The sequence below is a fragment of the Pseudomonas haemolytica genome, from assembly GCF_009659625.1.
Lineage (GTDB): Bacteria > Pseudomonadota > Gammaproteobacteria > Pseudomonadales > Pseudomonadaceae > Aquipseudomonas > Aquipseudomonas haemolytica.
Genome location: NZ_VOIW01000005.1, coordinates 484,427 through 506,006, shown reverse-complemented (window position 1 = coordinate 506,006; position 21,580 = coordinate 484,427). Strand labels below are relative to the sequence as shown.

At 59.8% G+C, this 21,580-nt stretch carries 18 protein-coding genes and 1 pseudogene; 11 read left to right on the top strand and 8 right to left on the bottom strand.

Annotated features, from left to right (window positions below):
* The first annotated feature begins 105 nt into the window (after positions 1-105).
* Together FRT59_RS18900 and FRT59_RS18895 are read left to right on the top strand one after the other, a co-directional pair.
* Positions 106-3,213, top strand: a complete 3,108-nt coding sequence (locus FRT59_RS18900; protein ID WP_198809734.1) for an autotransporter outer membrane beta-barrel domain-containing protein — start codon at positions 106-108, stop codon at positions 3,211-3,213.
* Positions 3,214-3,317: 104 nt separating this feature from the next.
* Positions 3,318-4,742, top strand: coding sequence for a polyurethane esterase (locus tag FRT59_RS18895; protein WP_153871999.1), 1,425 nt, complete (start codon positions 3,318-3,320; stop codon positions 4,740-4,742).
* 135 nt (positions 4,743-4,877) lie between these two features.
* Here FRT59_RS18895 and FRT59_RS18890 read toward each other — a convergent pair whose 3' ends face one another.
* Complete coding sequence (locus FRT59_RS18890; RefSeq protein ID WP_034119690.1) at positions 4,878-5,102, bottom strand: YgdI/YgdR family lipoprotein; 225 nt, start codon at positions 5,100-5,102, stop codon at positions 4,878-4,880.
* A 188-nt stretch (positions 5,103-5,290) separates the two neighbouring features.
* Here FRT59_RS18890 and FRT59_RS18885 point away from each other — a divergent pair, with 188 nt between their 5' ends.
* The 5 genes from FRT59_RS18885 (at position 5,291) to FRT59_RS27390 (ending at position 10,326) form a co-directional block, all read left to right on the top strand.
* Positions 5,291-6,937 (top strand): VRR-NUC domain-containing protein, encoded by a 1,647-nt coding sequence (locus FRT59_RS18885; protein WP_153871998.1) that lies wholly within the window; start codon positions 5,291-5,293, stop codon positions 6,935-6,937.
* Positions 6,934-9,192 (top strand): ATP-dependent DNA helicase, encoded by a 2,259-nt coding sequence (locus FRT59_RS18880; protein ID WP_153871997.1) that lies wholly within the window; start codon positions 6,934-6,936, stop codon positions 9,190-9,192. The genes FRT59_RS18885 and FRT59_RS18880 overlap by 4 nt, the downstream gene beginning before the upstream one ends.
* Positions 9,193-9,337: 145 nt before the next feature.
* Positions 9,338-9,883, top strand: a complete 546-nt coding sequence (locus FRT59_RS18875) for a hypothetical protein (protein WP_034119693.1) — start codon at positions 9,338-9,340, stop codon at positions 9,881-9,883.
* Between the two features lie 84 nt (positions 9,884-9,967).
* Complete coding sequence (locus FRT59_RS18870; RefSeq protein ID WP_153839863.1) at positions 9,968-10,180, top strand: hypothetical protein; 213 nt, start codon at positions 9,968-9,970, stop codon at positions 10,178-10,180.
* 11 nt (positions 10,181-10,191) lie between these two features.
* Positions 10,192-10,326 carry a hypothetical protein gene (locus tag FRT59_RS27390; protein ID WP_003191171.1) on the top strand — a complete coding sequence of 45 codons (135 nt, stop codon included), beginning with the start codon at positions 10,192-10,194 and terminating at the stop codon, positions 10,324-10,326.
* On the opposite strand, the gene FRT59_RS18865 is transcribed toward FRT59_RS27390, so the two are convergent.
* A complete protein-coding gene (locus tag FRT59_RS18865; RefSeq protein WP_153871996.1) occupies positions 10,317-11,669 on the bottom strand; it encodes a cation:proton antiporter in 1,353 nt (450 codons plus the stop codon). The genes FRT59_RS27390 and FRT59_RS18865 overlap by 10 nt on opposite strands.
* Positions 11,670-11,864: 195 nt before the next feature.
* Between FRT59_RS18865 and FRT59_RS18860 the strand changes: the two are divergent.
* Positions 11,865-13,052, top strand: a pseudogene (locus FRT59_RS18860) (pyridoxal phosphate-dependent aminotransferase); the annotation flags it as partial.
* On the opposite strand, the gene FRT59_RS18855 reads toward FRT59_RS18860, so the two are convergent.
* Positions 13,024-13,464 carry an Lrp/AsnC family transcriptional regulator gene (locus FRT59_RS18855; protein ID WP_034119698.1) on the bottom strand — a complete coding sequence of 147 codons (441 nt, stop codon included), beginning with the start codon at positions 13,462-13,464 and terminating at the stop codon, positions 13,024-13,026. The pseudogene FRT59_RS18860 and the gene FRT59_RS18855 sit on opposite strands and share 29 nt — an antisense overlap.
* A gap of 108 nt (positions 13,465-13,572) precedes the next feature.
* Here FRT59_RS18855 and FRT59_RS18850 point away from each other — a divergent pair, with 108 nt between their 5' ends.
* Positions 13,573-14,475 (top strand): DMT family transporter, encoded by a 903-nt coding sequence (locus tag FRT59_RS18850; RefSeq protein WP_153839866.1) that lies wholly within the window; start codon positions 13,573-13,575, stop codon positions 14,473-14,475.
* On the opposite strand, the gene FRT59_RS18845 is transcribed toward FRT59_RS18850, so the two are convergent.
* On the bottom strand, positions 14,453-16,432 hold the full coding sequence (locus FRT59_RS18845) for a peptidase U32 family protein (RefSeq protein ID WP_034119701.1): 1,980 nt from the start codon (positions 16,430-16,432) through the stop codon (positions 14,453-14,455). The genes FRT59_RS18850 and FRT59_RS18845 overlap by 23 nt on opposite strands.
* A 610-nt stretch (positions 16,433-17,042) precedes the next feature.
* Positions 17,043-17,423 carry a RidA family protein gene (locus FRT59_RS18840; protein WP_034119550.1) on the bottom strand — a complete coding sequence of 127 codons (381 nt, stop codon included), beginning with the start codon at positions 17,421-17,423 and terminating at the stop codon, positions 17,043-17,045.
* Between the two features lie 177 nt (positions 17,424-17,600).
* Between FRT59_RS18840 and FRT59_RS18835 the strand changes: the two genes are divergently transcribed.
* Together FRT59_RS18835 and FRT59_RS18830 are read left to right on the top strand one after the other, a co-directional pair.
* Positions 17,601-18,704, top strand: a complete 1,104-nt coding sequence (locus FRT59_RS18835) for an AAA family ATPase (RefSeq protein WP_153871994.1) — start codon at positions 17,601-17,603, stop codon at positions 18,702-18,704.
* Complete coding sequence (locus FRT59_RS18830; RefSeq protein ID WP_080752977.1) at positions 18,694-19,383, top strand: HNH endonuclease; 690 nt, start codon at positions 18,694-18,696, stop codon at positions 19,381-19,383. The genes FRT59_RS18835 and FRT59_RS18830 overlap by 11 nt, the downstream gene beginning before the upstream one ends.
* A 100-nt stretch (positions 19,384-19,483) precedes the next feature.
* On the opposite strand, the gene FRT59_RS18825 is transcribed toward FRT59_RS18830, so the two are convergent.
* From FRT59_RS18825 to FRT59_RS18815, 3 genes are all read right to left on the bottom strand, one after another.
* Entirely contained in the window at positions 19,484-20,353 is an 870-nt protein-coding gene (locus FRT59_RS18825; protein ID WP_034119553.1) for an isocitrate lyase/PEP mutase family protein, read from the bottom strand.
* 130 nt (positions 20,354-20,483) lie between these two features.
* Entirely contained in the window at positions 20,484-21,152 is a 669-nt protein-coding gene (locus tag FRT59_RS18820) for a DUF3313 domain-containing protein (protein ID WP_153871993.1), read from the bottom strand.
* Positions 21,152-21,463 (bottom strand): hypothetical protein, encoded by a 312-nt coding sequence (locus FRT59_RS18815; protein ID WP_153839732.1) that lies wholly within the window; start codon positions 21,461-21,463, stop codon positions 21,152-21,154. Before FRT59_RS18815 ends, FRT59_RS18820 begins: the two co-directional genes overlap by 1 nt.
* Positions 21,464-21,580: the final 117 nt, after the last annotated feature.

Genomic DNA, 21,580 nt, shown 5'->3' with positions numbered 1-21,580 from the left:
CCGCGAACTAAAGAATGTGGGAGCTGGCAGCTCCCACATTGAATCGGCGGTGTTCTGGAGAAGGCAATTTACACACGTGCAATAAGAAAACTAAGGAAGGTCACCGTGAAAAAACGCAAGTCAGGGTTAACAACCGCCATCCACACCGGCCCGGGCTACCCGCTCAAGGCGCTGAGCTGCGTGCCATACGGCGCGCTGCTGTGTTGCCTGGCAAGCCTGGGGACCGCCCAGGCTGCACCCTATGTGGAAACCGGCAAGCTGGGCGACGCCGCCAGCTGGCGCAGCAATGAGTTCAAGGCCGACTGGGGCCTGGGCGCCGTGCACGCCGACACTGCGTATGCCGCCGGCTACACCGGCAAGGGCGTCAAGCTGGGGATCTTCGACCAGCCGGTGTACGCCCAGCACCCGGAATTCGCCAGCCCCAACAAGGTGGTGACGATTGTCACCGAGGGCATCCGCCAATACACCGACCCGTATATTCCCGTGAAGGCCGGCGATGCGTTCCGTTACGACGGCACGCCGTCCAAGGACTCCAACGGCAAACTGGGTAACCACGGCACCCACGTCGGCGGCATTGCAGCAGGTAACCGCGATGGCGGGCCGATGCATGGCGTGGCGTTCAATGCGCAAATCCTCACTGCCGAAAACGGTGACCCAGGCCCGGAAGACGGGATCATCCTCGGCAACGACGGCGCCGTATACAAAGCGGGCTGGGATGGGCTGGTCGCCAGCGGCGCACGCATCATCAACAACAGTTGGGGCATCGGCATCGGCGATCAGTACGCCAAGGGCGGCCGCGATCCGGCGTTCCCCAATTTCACCGTCAATGAAGCCCAGGCGCAGTTCAATAACATCCGGCCGATCCTCGGCACCATCGCCGGCGGTGCTTACCAAGGCGCCATCGACGCGGCCCGCAGCGGGGTGCTGACCATCTTTGCTGCCGGTAACGACTACAACCGCAACAACCCGGATGCCATATCCGGCCTGGCCTATTTTGTGCCAGAGATCGCACCGAACTGGCTGTCGGTAGCGGCGTTGCAGCAGAACCCGGATACCGCCAGCCCCAATCCGTATGTGATCAGTACCTTCTCCTCGCGCTGCGGCTATGCGGCGAGTTTTTGCGTGTCGGCGCCCGGCACCAAGATCTACAGCTCGATCATCAACGGCACCGACCTGGGCAACCTCACCGTCGACTGGGCCAACAAAAACGGTACCTCCATGGCCGCGCCCCATGTGGCTGGCGCAGCCGCGGTGCTGATGGAGCGCTTCCCGTACATGAGCGGCGACCAGATCTCCACGCTGCTCAAGACCACCGCCACCGACCTCGGTGCGCCGGGCATCGACTCACTGTATGGCTGGGGCATGATCAACCTGGGCAAGGCAGTCAACGGGCCGGGTATGTTTATCACCGCCGAGGATATCCCCGCTGAGTTTCGCATCGATGGCGCCTATGGCAGCGGCCAATTCGTCGCCGACCTGCCGGGCATCGGCGCAGTGGTGGACGCGGGTAAACCGACCCAGCGGATTTGCAACGATGTGCACTGTGGGCTGGATGTGTGGAGCAACGACATTTCGGGCCATGGTGGCCTGACCAAGCAGGGCATCGGCGCGCTGTTGCTGACTGGCAGCAACACCTACAGCGGCCCGACCCTGGTCAACCAAGGCTTGCTGGCGATCAATGGCTCGGTCACCTCCGACGTCACTGTCAATTCGACCGGTGTGCTCGGTGGCTCGGGGCGTATCGGTTCGTTGACCGCAAAAAGTGGTGGTACCGTGGCGCCCGGCAATTCCATCGGCACTTTGAACGTGGCGGGCAACGTCACCTTTGATGCGGGCTCGACCTACGCGGTGGAGCTGTCGCCCACCAGCAGCGACCGCATCGTCGCCGGCGGCACCGCCACGCTCAACGGCGGTACCGTGACCCTGGCCCTGGAAAACAGCCCCACGTTGCTGAGCGCGACCCAGGCCCAAAGCCTGATTGGCCGCCAATACAACATCCTGCAAGCGGCGGGCGGTGTCACCGGCAGCTTTGGCGCGGTACTGCCCAACTACCTGTTTGTCGGCGGCACCTTGAACTACGCGGCCAACGGTGTGCAGTTGGACGTAGCGCGCACCAACAGCTTCGCCAGTGTGGCCGCGACGCCGAACCAACGCGCAGTGGCCGCAGCCGCCGAGCAATTGGGCGCGGGCAACGGCGTGTATGAAAGCTTGCTGCTGGCTCCGACGGCAGCTTCGGCCCAGGGCGCGTTCCAGCAACTGAGCGGGGAAGTCTACCCGGCGCTGCAAACCGCACTGGTCAATGACAGCCGCTACGTTCGCGAAGCGGTGGGCGAGCGCCTGCGCAATGGTGAGATGGGCGCTACCAGCCAGGCCATCGACAGCCGTGGCAACGTGTGGGTCAAGGCCCTGGGCGCCTGGGGCAAGACCGATAGCCGCAGCGACACGGCGGGCTATAACACCTCCATCGGCGGCATGCTCGCCGGTGTGGACGGTGCCCTCGACGACTCGACGCGCATCGGCCTGGTGGCAGGCTACAGCGATACCTCGCTGAACATGGGCAGCGACACCCACAGCCGCGCCTCGGTCGACAGCTACCACTTCGGTGCCTATGCCGGGCATCAAATCGGCGCCTGGCGCCTGAGTGGTGGCGCGACCTACAGCTGGCACCGCGCCGATGTGAAGCGCGACCTGCAATACGGCGATGTCAGCGGCAAGCAAAAGGCCAAGGTCGATGCACACAGCACCCAGGTGTTCACCGAAGCGGCATACCGCATCAACCTGCAACCGCTGGCGCTGGAGCCGTTCGCCAACCTGGCCTACGTGCATCTGGACACTGACAGCTTCAAAGAGAAGGGCGATGCCGCGGCGCTGAAAAGTGGCAGCGACAGCCGCGACCTGGTGCTGAGCACCCTGGGTATGCGCGCCTTGAAGACCTTCAACGTCAACGACCACCAGCAACTGGAGGTGTCCGGCACCCTGGGCTGGCAGCACAACCTGAGCAGCACCGATTCCGAGCAGCACCTGGCATTTGCCTCGGGTGGCCCTTCGTTCACGGTGGAAAGTGCGCCGATGGTGCGCGATGCCGCGTTGGTCGGGGCGCGGGTCAGCCTGGCATTGAGCAAGGATGCGCGGGTGAACTTCGACTACAACGGCCTGCTGGCCAGCAAAGAGAAGGTGCATGGCGTCGGCTTGAGCCTGGACTGGGCGTTCTAAAGGTTTCACGCCCCTGATGGAGCGCCCGCATAGGCAGGGTGCCCATCAGGGGGTACTGGTGTTTTGGCTTTCTCTACAAATCCAACAACAGAGAGGCACTACCAATGGGTATCTTTGACTACAAAAATCTCGGCACTGAGGGCTCCAAGGCGTTATTCGCCGATGCCATGGCGATCACGATGTATTCCTACCACAACCTGGACAACGGCTTTGCCGTCGGCTACCAGAACCACGGCCTCGGCCTAGGGCTGCCAGCCACACTGGTCGGCGCACTGATTGGCAGCGGCAATTCCCAAGGGGTGATCCCCGGTATCCCGTGGAACCCCGACTCGGAAAAAGCCGCCCTCGACGCGGTGCAAGCCGCCGGCTGGACGCCCATCAGCGCCAGCACCCTGGGCTACAACGGCAAGGTCGATGCACGCGGCACCTTCTTTGGCGAAAAGATCGCCTACGGCACGGCCCAGGTGGAAGTGCTGGGCAAATACGATGACGCTGGCAAGTTGCTGGAAATCGGCATCGGTTTCCGCGGTACGTCGGGGCCTCGGGAAAGCTTGATCACAGACTCCATTGGTGACGTGATCAGCGACCTGCTCGCCGCGTTTGGCCCCAAACATTATGCGCAAAACTACGCAGGCGAAGCGTTTGGCAACTTGCTCAAGAACATCGCTGACTACGCCAGTGCCCAAGGCCTGAGCGGCAAGGACGTAGTGGTCAGCGGCCACAGCCTGGGCGGCCTGGCGGTCAACAGCATGGCTGACTTGAGCGACAGCAAATGGTCGGGGTTCTATAAGGATTCCAACTACGTGGCCTACGCTTCGCCCACCCAAAGCGCCGGCGACAAGGTGCTGAACGTCGGCTACGAAAACGACCCGGTATTCCGTGCGCTGGATGGCTCGTCATTCACCCTGTCGTCCCTGGGCGTGCACGACAAGCCCCACGAATCGAGCACCGACAATATCGTCAGCTTCAACGACCACTACGCCTCGACACTGTGGAACGTGCTGCCTTTCTCCATCCTCAACCTGCCGACCTGGGTCTCGCACTTGCCCACCGGATATGGCGACGGCATGACGCGCATCCTCGACTCCGGCTTCTACGACCAGATGACCCGCGACTCCACGGTGATCGTCGCCAACCTGTCCGATCCGGCACGGGCTAACACCTGGGTGCAGGACCTCAACCGCAACGCCGAGGCGCACAAGGGCAACACCTTTATCATTGGCAGCGACGGCAACGACCTGATCAAGGGCGGCAGGGGCGCGGACTTTATCGAAGGCGGCAAAGGCAATGACACGATCCGCGACAGCAGCGGGCATAACACGTTTTTGTTCAGCGGGCAGTTTGGTAATGACCGGGTGATTGGCTATCAAGCGACGGACAAGCTGGTGTTCACCGATGTGCAGGGCAGTACGGATTATCGCGATCATGCCAAGGTGGTGGGCGGGGATACGGTGATCAGCTTTGGCGCCGATTCGGTGACGCTGGTGGGTGTGAGCAGTTTGTCAGGGGAGGGGATAGTGATCAGCTAAGTTGGAATGCGATCAAGAAAATGTGGGAGGGGGCTTGCTCCCGATGGCGGTGGGGCAGTCACAGGTGTGCTTACTGACACTCCCTCATCGGGAGCAAGCCCCCTCCCACATTTGATCCCAGTTGGCCTGGAAAGATTAGTTTTCCTTGCGCACCGTGGCCACGTCATCCGCCTTGATGCGAATGCGCTTGCCCGCGATGTCGGTGAACTCATAGAAGCCGTCGGCTGTCTTGGCGTTGGGTGTGTCCTTGGTCAAATACTGCGTGCCATTTTGCAATGTCACTACCGTTTGCGTGGAGCAACCGGCCAATACCAGAACAGTGAGCGCAACCAGTGGCAGCCCCAAATTCTTCATGTTCATAACCCTTACCTTTAACCCTGAAAAGTCCCGCCAACCATGGCTGGAGGCGATAAATCTTACGCGATCAACCCACTCATCTGATCGTTTTTTTGCAAAAAGTTGCAGGCACCATTTATCTATTACCGATTGCAACAAGCTGTTTGCGTCGGCACTCTGTATGCATAACCAGTATTTGATTGCATTGCGCTATGGCCAACCCCCTCGAAGACCCCTTGTACTACCTGCATAACTTCCGCCAAGTGTTGGTTTGGTTGGGGCAGCGCTATGCCGATTTGCTTGATCCGGACGAAGCGCATTTCATTCAGCAATTTGACAGCTTGCCCCAGGCCTCCCAGGCGTTATTGGTGCGCATGGTGATGCGCAAGGGTGTGCATTTTCGCGGCGCCAAGCTCAACTACCTGGAAATCGGTTGCCCCCATGCAGCCGCCGGCCCATTGCGCGAACTGGGCTGGGTGGAGGTTCAAAGCCCGCTGTCGTTTGCAACCTTGTTCACCTTGCTGCAAAAAGGCGAAATCCTCGGCACGTTCAGGCCCTGGATCGACCAGCCCAAGGGCAACAAGGCCGCCTGGCTTGCGCCACTGGCCGCGCAGTTCAACGAACAGCGTAGTTTTGCCCAGTGGTGCCCCGATGTGGACGATGTGCTCTATAGCCTCACGGTGATGGAACTGTGTGATCGCCTGCGCCTGATGTTCTTCGGCAACCTGTACCAGGACTGGTCGGAGTTCGTGCTCGCAGACCTGGGCATCTACACCTACGAAAAAGTCGAGTTCTGCGCCGAGTCCCGCGGTTTACGCAGCCGTGACGACGTGCACGGGTTTCTGTTCCTGCACCAGTGCCAGCAAGCCTTTGAAGCCGGTGAGGGGCTGGATACCGTGTTGGCGCAGATCGCTGCGCTGTGCACCGATAACCCCTGGTTGGAAAAACGCCGTGCCAAGCTGCTGTTCCAGATCGGCCAGTATTGCGAGCGTTGCGCCGAGCTGGCGCTGGCAGAACAGATTTACCGCAGTTGCACTTATCCCGGCGCCCGGGCGCGCTTGATCCGCGTGTTGGAGCGCCAGGAGGATTACGCGCAAGCCACGGCCCTGGCGACCATGGCCCAACAGGCCCCGGAAAGTCCCGCCGAACAACAGCACCTGCTGCGGGTATTGCCCCGTCTACGCCGTAAGCTGGGCGAGCCGGCGCTGCCCAAGGCCAAGCCGCAGGCCGTTGCGCGCCTGGACCTGGCACTGGTCCCGGAGCCGCTGATGTCGGTGGAGTTCTGCGTCCAGGCGCATCTGAGCGAGCCGGACGCACCGGTGCATTATGTCGAGAATGGACTGATCAATTCGCTGTTCGGCCTGCTGTGTTGGGAGGCGATTTTCGCACCGCTGCCGGGGGCGTTCTTTCACCCGTTCCAGCGTGGGCCGGCAGACCTGCACAGCGAGGACTTCCATCAACGCCGAGAAGCCTTGTTTGCCGCGTGCTTCGAGCAACTGGAGGATGAGCGCTACAAGGTCACCATTCGCCAACGTTATGTGGACAAATGGGGCATCCAGTCACCTTTCGTGTTCTGGAACCTGCTCAGCGAAGCGTTGCTGGAGCAAGCCCTGGCCTGCCTGCCCGCCGAACACCTGCGCCATTGGTTTGCACGCCTGCTGCTGGATATTCGCGCCAACCGCGCCGGGATGCCGGACCTGATCCAGTTCTGGCCCGCACAAAAGACCTACCGCATGATCGAGGTCAAGGGCCCCGGCGACCGCCTGCAAGACAACCAATTGCGTTGGCTGGAGTTCTGCGCCGAATACCAGATGCCGGTCACCGTCTGCTACGTGCGCTGGGCGGAGCAACCCGCTTGAGTTACAGCGTGGCCGTGCGGGCGCTGTGTGAGTTCACGGCCAAGGTCGGTGACCTCGACCTGCGCTTTACCCCATCGCCCAGCGCCCAGGAAGGGATCGTTGGTCACCGCACGGTGGCTTCCCGGCGCAGCGCGCACTATCAGCATGAAGTCGCCCTCGAGGGTGAGTACCAGCAGCTCAAAGTGCGGGGCAGGGCAGACGGTTATGACCCGGACGCCAACCGTCTGGAAGAAGTCAAAACCTACCGCGGCGACCTCGCTGCCCAGCCTGCCAACCATCGGCAACTGCATTGGGCTCAGGTTAAGGTGTATGGCTGGCTGATGTGCCAGAAACTCGGCTTGGGCGAAATCGACCTGGCGCTGGTGTACTTCGATATCGTCGGCGAAGGCGAGACCCTGCTGAACCAGCGCTTCAGCGCGCCAGACCTTGAGCACTTCTTCAAACAGCAGTGCGCGCTGTTCTTGGACTGGGCCCGCCAGGAAATGCAACACCGCACGGCACGTAACAACGCAGCACACAGCCTGGCGTTCCCCCATGCTGACTTTCGTCCCGGGCAGCGCACCTTGGCGGAATCGGTCTACAAGGCGGTCAGCACTGGCCGTTGCCTGATGGCCCAGGCGCCCACCGGCATCGGCAAGACCGTCGGTACGATCTTCCCGATGCTCAAGGCCCTGGCGCCGCAGCAACTGGACAAGCTGTTCTTCCTCACCGCCAAGACGCCCGGGCGCAAGCTCGCCCTGGATGCCGCCCAGGTGCTGTACGCCAGCAGCCCCGACCTGCCGCTGCGCGTACTTGAACTGGTGGCCCGGGACAAGGCGTGTGAACACCTGGACAAAGCCTGCCATGGCGAGTCCTGCCCACTGGCCAAGGGCTTTTACGACCGCCTGCCCGCTGCGCGCCAGGCCGCGTCCCAGGTGCGCCTGCTCGATCAACGCAGCCTGCGCAGTGTGGCGCTGGCCCATGAGGTGTGCCCGTATTACCTGAGCCAGGAAATGGCACGCTGGAGCGACCTGGTGGTCGCCGACTACAACTACTATTTCGATTTTGGCGCCATGCTGTTCGGCCTGGCCCAGCTGAACCAATGGCGCGTCGCTGTGCTGGTGGACGAGGCGCACAACCTGGTGGAGCGCGCCCGTTCGATGTACAGCGCCAGCCTCGACCAATACAGCCTCAAGGCTCTGCGCGACACCGCGCCCGAGCCGCTGAACAAACCCTTGCAGCGCCTGAACCGCGAGTGGAACGCCTTGCATAAGGACCAGGTCGCGCCGTACCAGGCCTATGCCGCCCGGCCCGAAAAACTGCTCCAGGCCCTGAGCCTGTGCACCAGCGCCATGGGCGACTACTTCAACGATCACCCCGAATCCCTCAGCGGCGACCTGCAAACCTTCTACTTCGAGGCGCTGCAATGGGCCAAGGTGGCGGAGCTGTTCAACGAGCACTTCATTTTCGATATCAGCAAGCGCCAGTTCAGTGGCAAACGCAGCAGCTCGACCCTGTGCCTGCGCAATGTGGTGCCGGCCGAATTCATCCGGCCGCGATTGAGCGCAGCCCGCAGTAGCGTGCTGTTCTCCGCGACCTTGAGCCCGCGCCGCTATTACGCCGACCTGCTCGGCATGCCGGCGGATACCGCCTGGGTCGATGTGGAGTCGCCGTTCAAGGCCGAGCAATTGCAGGTGCGTATCGTCGATGCCATCTCCACCCGGTTCGTGCATCGCCAGGCATCGCTGGAGCCGATTGTCGAACTGATTGCGCGGCAATTCATCGAGCAGCCGGGCAACTACCTGGCGTTTTTCTCCAGCTTCGATTACCTGCAACAAGTGGCGCAGTTACTGGCCGAGCGGCACCCGCAGATTGCGCTGTGGTTGCAATCACGGGGCATGGCCGAGGCCGAGCGCCAGGCCTTCCTGGACCAATTCACCCAACACAGCCAGGGCATCGGCTTTGCTGTACTGGGTGGCGCGTTTGGCGAAGGTATCGACTTGCCCGGTGCCCGCCTGATTGGCGCCTTTATCGCCACCCTGGGCTTGCCGCAATTGAACCCGGTCAACGAGCAAATGAAGGCGCGCATGGGCGCGATCTTTGGTGCAGGTTATGACTACACCTATCTGTATCCCGGCTTGCAGAAAGTCGTGCAGGCGGCGGGGAGGGTGATTCGCAGCCAGCAAGACCATGGGGTGGTGATGTTGATCGATGACCGCTTTGGCGAGACACGTGTGCGGCAGTTGCTGCCGCGTTGGTGGGCGATCGATATCTGACAGACGTACGGCGGTCAAAATGTGGGAGGGGGCAAGCCCCCTCCCACATTCAAACCGTGTTCGTTCCAACCTAGGCGTGAACAAACTTGAACTTCATTGCGACGCGCTTCTTCTAACCAGATTAGTCATCGTGTGGAGCACCGTCGTGCCCAGAATCATCTCTCCAAACACGCCGGAAGCGGCCCTGAACGACCACAGCGAACACAACGCGAAGATCTTCGGCTCGCCCAAGGACCGCCTCGACTTCTACCGCCGCGAAATCCAGTACGAAACCTCCATCCTGGCCAACCGCACTGACGCCTACCTCACGGCGCAGTCATTCCTGGTTATCGCCTTTGTCTCCGGCATGGGCAACCTCAACCCGGAGTGGGGCAAGCTGTTCACCCTGGTGGTGCCGGTCTTCCTGGTCGCACTGGGTATCCTCAGCTCGCTCAACGCCTGGCCCGGCATACGTGCCGCCTATGAAATCATCGACCACTGGCACTACAAGCAAAGCGAGCTGCTGCGCAGTGAGCCGGTGATGGGCATGGCCTACGATGAGTCACCGCTGTTTTCCGAAATGGAGTCGTCTCACAAGGGCTATCGCAAATCGCTGTTGTTTTCCATGCGTGCGCCGTGGTTGTTCATGGTGTTTTGGCTGGTGTTGGGGATCTATGCGTTTTACATCCAGGTCGACAACCCGCTGCGTTGAAAAATTGAAAGGAACTTCACTGCTTGCGGTGGCGCCCTACCTCTATGCCGTACAGATTCCCCTAGCGCTGCAAAGAGGTGCGCCATGACCACAAGCAATGATCCCCAGACAGAGAACCGCAACGATCCAGCCATCGACGGTGGCGAGCCGGCCCCCGGTACCGCTGCTGATGCGCCCAAGGACCCCAAGGCCGACAGCGACCCCAAGGCCAAGGAAAACGACTACAGTCCAGACTTCAAGCCTGAGCGCGAGCCCAAGCCTGAAACCGATGCGGATATCGATACCCAAGGCGGTTAGTGGAGATGCTCATGTCAAAAGAACTCGACGAAGAACTCAACGACCCGGGCAACGAAGACCCGGGCTCATTGATGGATGATGCCGAAGTACCGCTTAACGATCTGGATGAAGCGGCGGACGTCGGCAATACCGAAAATCAGGACTGAACCTTCGCCCCGGCACGTCGTTCATACCAGCCCAGCATCGGTTGGGTACTCAGGCCGTGAACGACGATGCTCAGGGCGATCACCGACAGGGTGAGGTTCACCGCCACCGCGCTGCTGGTGCCGATCAGCCCGTGGTTGAGCGCGTAAAACAGGTAGTAGATGCTGCCGATCCCGCGAATCCCGAACCAACTCATCAGCCCCCGTTGCCGGCGGTCCAGCAGGCTGCCCCATGGCATGGCAAACACACTCACCGGGCGGATCACCCCGAACAACAACGCCGCCACCGCCAGTGCACGCCAATCCCAGTGGCTGACCAGCACGATGCCCAACAGCGTCACCAGGAACACTTCCATCGAGCGCTCGACCAGGCTGCCGAACGACAGCATGTCGTTCATCATCACCCCGGCGGCGATTTGTGTGTCCTGCAACTGGCTGACGTCGCCGTGCAGGGCCCGTTCCGGCTCCACTTCAAGGTGGCCCACCACCGGCTGCGCCAGGTGTTCGGCGGGCGTATCGGCATTGCCGGTGGATTTGACCTCGGCCTTGCGCAGGCCCAAACCCGCGGCAAACACGGCGAGGAAACCGTAGCCGCCGACGGCTTCAGCCGTCACGTACGCCAGGGCGATCAACGCCAGGGTCAGGTAATCATTGGGCGACAAGGTGCTGTCGGCATTGGTGATGCGCATGCGCAACGTGACCCGGCCGATGCCGCGGCCCATCCAGTAGCCAATCAATAGCCCCGCCGGTACCGCCCACAGTAGGTTTTTCAGCACCCAACCGCCCAGCCAGTCGCCGTCAAACCCGCCGTGCTGCATAAACAGCAGGCCGAAAATCACAAAGGGAAACGCCGTGCCATCGTTCAAGCCGGCCTCGCCGGACAGGCCGAAGCGCAGGGGGTCATAGTCCTGGGCATTGTTGACCTGCACCAGGCCGGCCAGCACCGGGTCGGTCGGCGCAAGCATTGCGCCCACCAGCAGCGAGACGCCCCACGACAACTGCAACAGGTAATGCAGCACCAGGCAGGTGCCAAGGATCGTCAGCAACATCACAGGCCCAGCCATGCCAAAGGCGATCCGCCAGGTGCGATGGCGCAGTGGCAGGCGCAATTTCAAGCCGCTGACAAACAGCGAAAACAGCACCGCGACTTCGGTCAAGTGCTCCATCCAGCGTGCCGAGTCCTTGATATCCAAGTACAACAAGTCCGCGCCCAATGGGCCGATGGCGATGCCCAGCAGCAAACAGACTGCCGAAGTGGTGACTGGCATCCAGCGCAGGTAGGAGGACGTGAGGGCGAGGGTGAGCAATACGGCGCCGAGCACGGCCATCCATAGAATAAAAGTCATCGAGCGTGTTCCAGGGCCGTGGTCTGTACAGGTTTGAGGACGGGCGCTGGACGCAGGTTCAATGTGATTGCATCCACTGGCGCAGGCTCAAGTCAGCCGTTGAACCATGGTCAGGTTTGCACTATGTTGAAGCCCATCCTTCCCGTCGCACAATAACGGGTTCACGCTTTTCCATCTTGAACCAGAGGCTCTGGCATGCGGTTTTCCCCCTTTGTTGAGCGTATTGCAGGGCAGGGCGTCGCCGCCTGGGACATCCACCACGCTGCGTTCAACGCTGCCAGCCAGGGTGAAGACATCATCATCCTCAGCGTCGGCGACCCGGACTTCGCCACGCCGTCCTTCATCACCGACGCCGCCGTCGACGCCCTGCAGGCAGGAGATTCCCATTACACCGAGATCGCCGGTCGCCCGGCCCTGCGCGAAGCGGTCGCTGCGCGCTACAGCCAAACCCTCGACCGCCCGCTGACTGCTGACAACGTGATCATCGTGCCCGGCGCACAGAACGCACTGTTCATCAGCTCGTTGTGCCTGTTGCAGGCTGGCGACGAGGTGCTGGTGCTCGACCCGATGTACGTCACCTACGAAGCCACACTCAAGGCCAGCGGCGCGACCTTGGTGCGGGTGCCGTGCAGCGCGCAATCCGGCTTTCGCCTGGACCCACAATTGCTCGCCGCCGCGATTACCCCGCGCACCCGGGCGATATTCTTTTCCAACCCGAACAACCCCACTGGCGTGGTGCTTAACCCGCAGGAACTGCAAGCCATCGCCGACCTCGCCATCGCCCATGATCTGTGGGTGGTGGTGGATGAGGTCTACGAAAGCCTGGTGTTTGACGGCGAGTACCACAGCCTCGCGGCGTTGCCGGGTATGGCACGGCGCTGCATCGTGATCGGCAGCTTGTCCAAGTCCCACGCCATGACTGGCTGGCGTATCGGCTGGCTCATCGCTGCACCGCAGATGGTGACGCACGCCGAAACGCTGGTGTTGAGCATGCTGTATGGCTTGCCTGGCTTTGTGATGGAGGCGGCGACGGCTGCGGTGTTGGCCCATGACCAGGTGACTGAGGGCATGCGCGAGGTCTACCGGCGCCGACGCGACTTGGTAGTGGCTGGCCTGAGTGACTGCCCGGGCATCCGGGTGCAGGCGCCACAAGCGGGTATGTTTGTGCTGGTGGATGTGCGTGGCACAGGCCTCAGCTCCCTGGATTTCGCCTGGCGCCTGTTTCGTGAAGCCGGCGTGTCGGTGCTGGATGCGGCGGCCTTTGGCGAGCCGGCACAGGGGTTCGTCCGGCTATCGTTTACCTTGGGCGAAGAACGCCTGGTCGAGGCCTGCCGGCGGATTGTGCAGTTTGTAGCTAATCAGCCAAGGGCGGTAAACGCCGCTTCACCGGCGTTTTCTTGACGATAGCGGTGTTGGTTTCGGCGTAGGTATTAAGCCGGTCGAGCAGCGTGTCGAGATGCTCCATGGTGCGCACATGCAGGCGTGCAATAAAGCAGTCATCGCCGGTGACCTTGTCGCACTCGGTGAACTCGGGGATCGCCTGGATTTGCCGTTCCACTTCCTGCAGTTTGCCGGGCAGGGGGCGGATGCGCACGATGGCTTGCAGCAGGTAGCCGAAGTGTTTGGGGTCGATGTCAACGGTGTAGTGGGTCAGCACACCGCGCTCTTCCAAACGCCGCAGGCGTTCGCTGACGCTGGGCGAGGACAGCCCGGTGATGCCCGCCAGGGCCTTGAGGGACAGTCGAGAGTCGTCCATCAAGGCGGCGATCAGTTGCTGGTCGATGGTGTCGATCATGCGATCCGCCTAATAAGAAAAGGTGATTGTCGGGTTTTGCCTTTTTTAGGCGCTGTAGCTGTATCGAGCAGATTGCCATAATTGAGCCTCACTTGAGGAGCCTCAATCATGGATTCATCCATCCGTCGCGGGTCGTGGGAAATGGTCGCCGCCATGCTGATCTCGGGCAGCATTGGCTGGTTTGTACTGGTGTCTGGCGTGTCGGTGATCGAAGTGGTGTTCTGGCGCTGCGTGATCGGCGCGCTGACGCTGCTGCTGGTTTGCGCATGGCTGGGTTATCTGCGACTGGACCTGCTCAACTGGGCGAAACTCGGGTTGGCGGTACTCAGCGGCGTGGCCATCGTCGGCAACTGGCTGCTGCTGTTCGAATCCTATTCCCGCGCTTCGATTGCCATCAGTACGGCGGTGTACAACGTGCAACCGTTCATATTGGTGATGCTGGCGGCGCTGTTTCTCGGTGAAAAAATCACCGTGCAGAAACTGGCGTGGTTGAGCGTGGCATTCCTGGGCATGTTGGCGATTGTCACCGCCCATGGCGAGCAGACGGGTGGCGGCGATTACCTGGTGGGCATTGCGCTGGCCCTGGGCGCGGCATTCTTGTACGCGATAGCCGCGTTGATCATCAAGCGCCTCAAGGAGGTGCCGCCGCATTTGATGGCGCTGATCCAGGTGACCACTGGCGCGATACTCCTGGCGCCGCTGGTGCCCTGGAATGGCTTGCCGGCATCCGCAAACGCCTGGGCTGCGCTGGTGACTTTAGGGGTGGTGCACACTGGTTTGATGTACGTGCTGCTGTATGGCGCGATCCAGAAACTGCCGACCGCGATCACTGGGGCACTGTCGTTCATCTACCCGATTGCGGCGATTTTCGTCGACTGGATTGCCTTCGGGCATCGCCTGGGGTGGTTGCAATGGCTGGGTGTGGCGGCCATTTTGCTGGCGGCGGCAGGGTTGCAGCGGGGCTGGTGGTGGCCCCGCTCCCGCAGGGTCAGTGCGTGCCCTGAAAGATGAGGTTTTCCGGGTTGAAATGCTCCACGGTGCTGCCCGGTTGCGGCAGCCCGAGGATATGCCCCTTGATCTTGCCCACCACATGCATCTCGCAGGGTTTGCAGTCGAACTTCAAGGTCAGCACTTCGTCACCGTGGATCAATTGCATCGGCGCCACCTTGGTTTTCACCCCGGTCACACCCTTGGCTTGTTTAGGGCACAGGTTGAACGAGAAACGCAGGCAGTGCTTGGTGATCATCACCGGCACTTCGCCGGTTTCTTCGTGGGCTTCAAAGGCCGCGTCGATCAGCTTCACGCCGTGACGGTGGTAGAAGTCCCGGGCCTTCTGGTTGTAGACGTTGGCCAGGAACGACAGGTGCGCTTCCGGGTACACCGGCGGCGGCGAGGTTTCAGCCTTGCGCCCGCCACGTGGGTGCGCCTTGATGCGTGCAGCGGTCAGCGCCTCGATCACTTCACGGCGCAAGGCCTTGAGCTGGGAGTTGGGGATGAAGAACGCTTGCGGTGCATCCAGCTCGATGCGAGTTGCGTGGTACTCGGTAGTGCCGAGCTGACCGAGCAGGTCACGCAGGGTGTCCAGCGCCTGTTCCGGCTTGTTCGCCACGCCAAATGGGCCGGGCAGGGTGACGCTGGCGCTGATGCCTTCTTCGCTGGTGGCGGTGACGTCCAGCTGGTCTTCACGCAGGCGCGCGACCCACGACAGGCCAATACGGCGCTCGGCGGACGTTTTCAGCAGCGCCTGTTGCCAGTTATGGTCCAGGTTGCGGTTCAGCGGGTGGTTCGGGCGCAACTGATGCAGGCCGGCCGGCATTTCATTCGGCTCGACGCGGTAGCGGTAGCGCTTTTCGCCGTCTTCTTCGAACTCGCCCTTGGGCTCGGCGATATTGGCGCGGAAACCCACCACTTCACGCTTGACCAGCACATTCAGGCCATCGCCGTTGGACAACGGCTCATGGGTGACCACCTGCAAGTCACGCTTGCCGGCTTTCTCCACCACACCCACCGGCAGGCCGGTGAAGGTTGGGGTGTCGAACGCACCAATGTCGATCTTGCGATCGCTGACAAAGTAGTCGGTGCTGCCACGGTGGAAGGTCTTTTCCGGATCGGGCAGGAAGAAATGCGCGGTACGGCCACTGGACGCGCGGGCCAGGTCCGGGCGGTCTTCGAGGATCTCGTCGAGGCGCTGTCGGTAGTAGGCGGTGATGTTCTTCACATAGCCCATGTCCTTGTAGCGGCCTTCGATCTTGAACGAGCGCACACCGGCTTCGACCAGGGCACGCAGGTTGGCGCTCTGGTTGTTGTCCTTCATCGACAGCAGGTGCTTTTCAAAGGCGACCACGCGGCCCTGGTCATCTTTCAAGGTGTACGGCAGGCGGCAGGCCTGGGAGCAGTCGCCACGGTTGGCGCTGCGGCCATTCTGCGCGTGGGAGATATTGCATTGCCCCGAGAACGCCACGCACAAGGCGCCGTGGATAAAGAACTCGATGGCGGCATCGGTCTCATCGGCGATGGCGCGGATCTCTTGCAGGTTCAGCTCGCGGGCCAACACCAGCTGCGAGAAACCGGCCTGGTCGAGAAACCTGGCGCGGCCCAGGGTGCGGATGTCGGTCTGGGTGCTGGCATGCAGCTCGATGGGCGGAATATCCAGCTCCATGACGCCCAGGTCCTGCACGATCAGCGCGTCGACACCGGCATCGTAGAGCTGGTGGATCAGCTTGCGCGCCGGCTCCAGCTCGTTGTCATGCAAGATGGTGTTGATAGTGGTGAAGACGCGGGCGTGGTAGCGCCGGGCGAATTCCACCAGTTGAGCGATATCGCTCACCTCGTTACAGGCATTATGGCGCGCGCCGAAGCTCGGCCCGCCGATGTAGATGGCGTCGGCGCCATGCAGGATAGCCTCGCGGGCAATGGCGACATCGCGGGCAGGGCTGAGCAATTCCAGGTGATGCTTGGGCAAGGACATAGTTTTTTAAGTCAGGCTTGTCACGGTTGAGGCGCGCATTGTAGCCGTGAAATGCCTGGGCGGCATCTACCGCAGGGCTGTCGGGGTCATGGGGCGCCTTGCAGCATGAGCATCACCGAGCTAAATGTGGGAGCGGGCTTGCTCGCGAAGGCGTCGGCCCAGCAAACAGTGAGGTTGACTGACCCACCGCTTTCGCGAGCAAGCCCGCTCCCACAGGGGGGTACGTGCACGCAGCATCGATCAGGTCGGCTATAAGGCCGCCTCGCTTTTGCTTTTGATCTTGATCTTGATTTTGATCTTAGGCGCCCCGTTAAACCACGCTGGCCGCAATTCGATATTGATTTGGGGGGTAAACCGGCAGGGATGCCGGTTTAGCCGCCCCGCGCCATGGATGGCGCGTGGCGGCGGCCCCCCAAATCAATGTCGGATTACGGGCACACCGAGCCTAGGCGAGGTGCCGAGTGGTGGGGCAAGAGCGTTTTGCTTACTTTTGCGCTGTTCAAAAGTGAGCCGCTGTAAGAGCGGAACCCTAAGCGGCCGTTACCGCAGCAATGGATATGTACCCGGTCTGAAAACCAACATCCTCGTCAGCCCTGAGGCCACCACAGATTCAAGCCTTGGCAGCCATAGCCGTCACTTCAACCCGCATACCTTCCACCGCCAACGCCGCAACCCCCACCGCAGCCCGCACCGGCCATGGCTTGGCGAAGAAGCGCTTATAGACCTCGTTGAACACCGCACGATCAGCCATGTCGGTGAGGTAAATGGTCAGGTGCATGACCCGGTCCATGGAGCTGCCGGCTTTCTCCAGCGCGACTTTCAGCGCTTGCAGGGTGCACTCGCTTTGCAGGGTGATATCCCCCAGCTCCAGGCTGCCGTCGGCGCGGGTTGGCACTTGGGTGGAGACCAGGATGCCGTTGAAGCCGATCACATCGGAGGAGATGGAGTCGGCATCCGGGTCGGGGGTGTAGGACAGGTCGTGGTTGGCCATGAGGGACCTCATATCTGAAAGTGGAACAGGCCGGCCAACGGCCAGCGTAGGACGATATTAAATCTCCTGAGTCAGAAAATTGCTATGGTCTGAAGTTTAGGAAAATTTGAGATATCAGCGCTATTAAAGCGTGGCATAATGCCACTTTTTCTCCGCTCATGATCGGACTCCTTGGATATGGACATCTCAGACGCTACATTCCCTCTTGTAGATGTAACAAATAAGTTTACCTACGTTATCGGCAATAACGGTGTGGGTAAAAGTAGAATGCTTGAATTCAACGCAAAGTATCTGTCCGCTAGCCATGATGTGGTAGTTATTTCCTACGGGCTCACTGATAGGTTTCGGTTCGGGAAAACTACCCGGCGTGAAAAGCAAGGGAGCTATACCTATCTAGGAAGTCGTACCGTTGGAAACGCAAGCCATTTAACCGCACTGTCGGCGAATGCAGTTTTGCATTACGTAAAATCCTTGGCTAATGGCGGTTCAGTTGTTCTTCTTGAGTTTCTAGAGCGACTGGGATTCGACCCTATTCTCTATATAGAGCCTCGTGCAACCAAACGCAAGAGTTTCAAAGCGGCAGGCTTTTCATCCTCAGTTCTTAATCATGAGTTTGTTGAAAAGTTCTCGTCTATTTTTGACGATCCGGCGCGACCTTTTGAACTCGTAATTGGCAAGGATGGCGGCACCATTGCTTTCTCAGGCCTAAGCTCCGGAGAGCAAAATATAATTTCCACTGTTCTGAAGATTACTTCACAAATAAAGAATGATGTTGTATTCATTTTGGATGAGCCTCAAATAAGTCTTCATGTGGAATGGCAGCTTGCATGGCCAGCACTTATACATGACGTAATCGCCTGCGCGAATAATTGCCGCTTGATCGTCGCCACGCACTCTCCAGTATTAATTTCAAGTGCGATATTGGAAGGAGGGGCATGTTTTAATATGGAAAAGTACAAGGCGCTAAGAGTTATCACTAAAGATGAGATTAACGTTGAAGCGCTTATGCTGAAAGAATTTCATACTTACACGCCAAAAAATAAAGCTTTATTTGAGTCGTTTGCGCGTATTCTGGGCATGGCTATTGATCACGTCAACGATCGAGCTTATTCAAAGGCCGATATAAAAGATCAGGCTGCACGTTTGAGTCAACACATGCGCAAAGTTTCCGCAACAGATGCGAGCCAATTAGAAGTTGATAATGCTGCGCTAGAGTTTGAAGGAGCCATTGCGGAAATCTTGAATAGACATTCAAAGGTGAGTCTATCTTATGACGCATGATGTGTCTGCTTTTTTGGGGGGGTTATACAAAACGCAGAGAAGCAATAGGTTTGCGGCCTGGCGGTTGATACTAAGGTATCACGCTGCATGCCGAAAGGTATTTCCACCCAGAAAGGCGGTATGGGGAAAGTTTTATAACGAGCCAAAAGGGGCGTACATACATAAGGCTTTGTCCGAGCATTTACAAGCTAAGCAAATGTCTCTTTGCTGCTATTGCCGGGATAAAATTTATCATCGAAAAAATTCAAATATTGAGCATATTTTACCTATCGCACGTTACCCCATGTTTGCATTTGAGTACAGCAACCTGGCTCTTGCATGTGTTACGTGCAACGCCTTGAAAAGTGACAAGGATTATTTTAGGGTGGCTGCCTTAAGTGCAGATTACACTGCTAATGTGTTTGATTGTTTTCATCCGTCAGTACATGATTATAATGATCACATTGACTTTATCCTATTTCAAACAAATCATATTTATGTGCGTGTATTCAAGTCTCGTAGTGTCATCGGCGACAGATTGTGCGTTGAGCACTTAAAAGATGTATCGATTTATGGCGTAAAAGAGCAAGTAAACCCTGTTGTCGCCGGAGCCGTGAAAAAGCTGGGTGAATTTCTGAATGGGAAACCGGGTTATGAAAACGCATTTTCAGCGTTGAAGCGGCTGGCTGATAATATATAAATTTTTTGCTCAGGTGGACGACCTCTTTCAGAAGCCACTTAGCTCACGCATAGACGGAGTGTGCCAGATGCTGATGACGCGCATCAGCACCTGTGCGCCATTACTCTTTTACATCCATGAACTCTTCCGCCCACGCCACATAGCTCTCAGGCAATGTGTAGGTGTGGGTCAACTCCGTCGCACTGAGGTTCGAAGTGCTATGGGTGAGCTGGCGTTGGGCACGCAGGCTGTCGTAAGTGGCCTTGATCGCGGCGAAGTAGGCGCCATGCCCGGCTACCACGATGCGCACGCCCAGGCTGGCCAGGCGCTCGCTGTCGTGCAGTTGCGGGTTGCCATAGGTCACCAGCATCAACGGTACCGTGAGGTTTTCCGCGATCTGTTCCAGGTGCTCGAAGTCTTTGACGCCGACCATGCAGATCCCATCGGCGCCAGCCTTTTCATAGGCCTTGGTGCGCGCAATCACGTCGGCGGTGGGCAGCACACCCGCATTGGTGCGGGCAATGATCGACAGCTCAGGGTCGACCCGCGCCTCGAGGGCAGCCTTGACCTTGCCGATGCCTTCTTCGACGGAAATCAGATCAGTGGATTTACGCCCGAATTGCGCGGGCAGGAGCGTGTCTTCAATGGTCAGCGCGGCGACGCCGGCACGCTCCAGTTCTTCGACGGTACGCATCACGTTCAGGGCGTTGCCGTAGCCGTGGTCGGCGTCGGCAATGAACGGCAACTGGGCAACACGGCCGATGCGGGTAGCCTGCTCAACGAACTCACTCAGGGTAATCAACGCAAAATCAGGGGCTGCCAGTACCTGCAGGGAAGCGACTGAACCGCCCAGGATCCCGACTTCAAAACCCAGGTCGGCCGCGATGCGGGCAGACATGGGGTCGAACACGGAAGCGGTTTCAACGCAGATGGGCGTTGCAAGCAGGTCACGGAAGTTGCGGCGTAGCGCTGAGTGAGAAATCTTGGGCATGTTCTTTCCTGGCTTTGGTCATCGTCAAGTGACGATCAATGTCTATTCGTGGTGCCGTGAGATTACCACGCAGAGGTCCAGGTGATTATGACGTTTGAGCAGGGCGTGTGCGTCAGCCCATGGATCATCGCTACTGAGCGATCGCACGGTAAGACGTGCCGAGGTCGCGCGCCCAGCCATCGAGCACTTCCTTGACGTTGTCGGCGGCCATGACTTGCTTGTCGTTGTCCAGGGGAATGCCAGTGCCCTTGCGCACCATGGCGGCCACCACATCGCCGGTCGAACCATCTTCCAGGGACAGCTCCGTAGCGATTTCACTGTCCTGGTCGCGGATGCCGGTGGCGGTGCTCACGCCTGCGGCAACCAAGGTGATCGGCAGCCACTCATAGAGGCGCAGCCCCTGGGTGCTGGTGGCGATGCGGGTGATTGCAGGCCGCACCGTCAGGATGTCGGGCCCCGGCTTTGCGGCCAGATACACGACTTTGCCCAGTTCCGACCTCAGTACCAGGTCGTAGTACCCGGTGACGTGGGAGAGTGTGCTTTGTGGAATCCGGGCGCTCGGCTCAACGGCAGGGTAGAACTGGCTGGGTGCCAGGTAAACCTGCTTGTAGCGCCCGCGTTTCAACGCAGGGCTGACCCAACTCAGTATTGTCTCGCCCGAAGGGCTCTGTTGCTCCTTGAGCAGGCTGTAATCGTGAAGAAACCCGGTATATCGTTCGGGCTCGACGGTGTTACTGCTGCAGGCCGACAGGCTCAGGGTGGCCGCTATCAATAGTGGCAGTGAGCGTTTGCGGGTCATCAATGGGCTACCTTTTCGTCCGGGGTGTCGTGGGAGCATTCGATGTGCAACTGGCCATGGGTCATGATCCAGTGCACAAGCTCAGCGGTGGAAATGGAATGGGCGTACTCGACCCAGCGCCCGGCATCGGGGCTGTAATGTTCGAAGTAGCGGCGCAGCACAATGCGGTCCTGATCCGCGGTCAGGCCCAGGCACGACTCCTGAAACAACACAGGGCTGTCTTGCGCGGGTGATGACGTGCGCTGGCTCAGCACCAATGGCCGTGTGGCGTCCTGGGCCTGCTCGGTATACCTGCTGCTCAAAGTCTTCATGGACGTCTCCTTGGATGGAAGGCGTGCAGGATGCCCGAGCGGGTTTTCCCGAAGATGTCCGGGTTGTGTCGGTGGCGCAGGAATGTTGCTCGATTGAAATAAATGACCCGGGCGCCG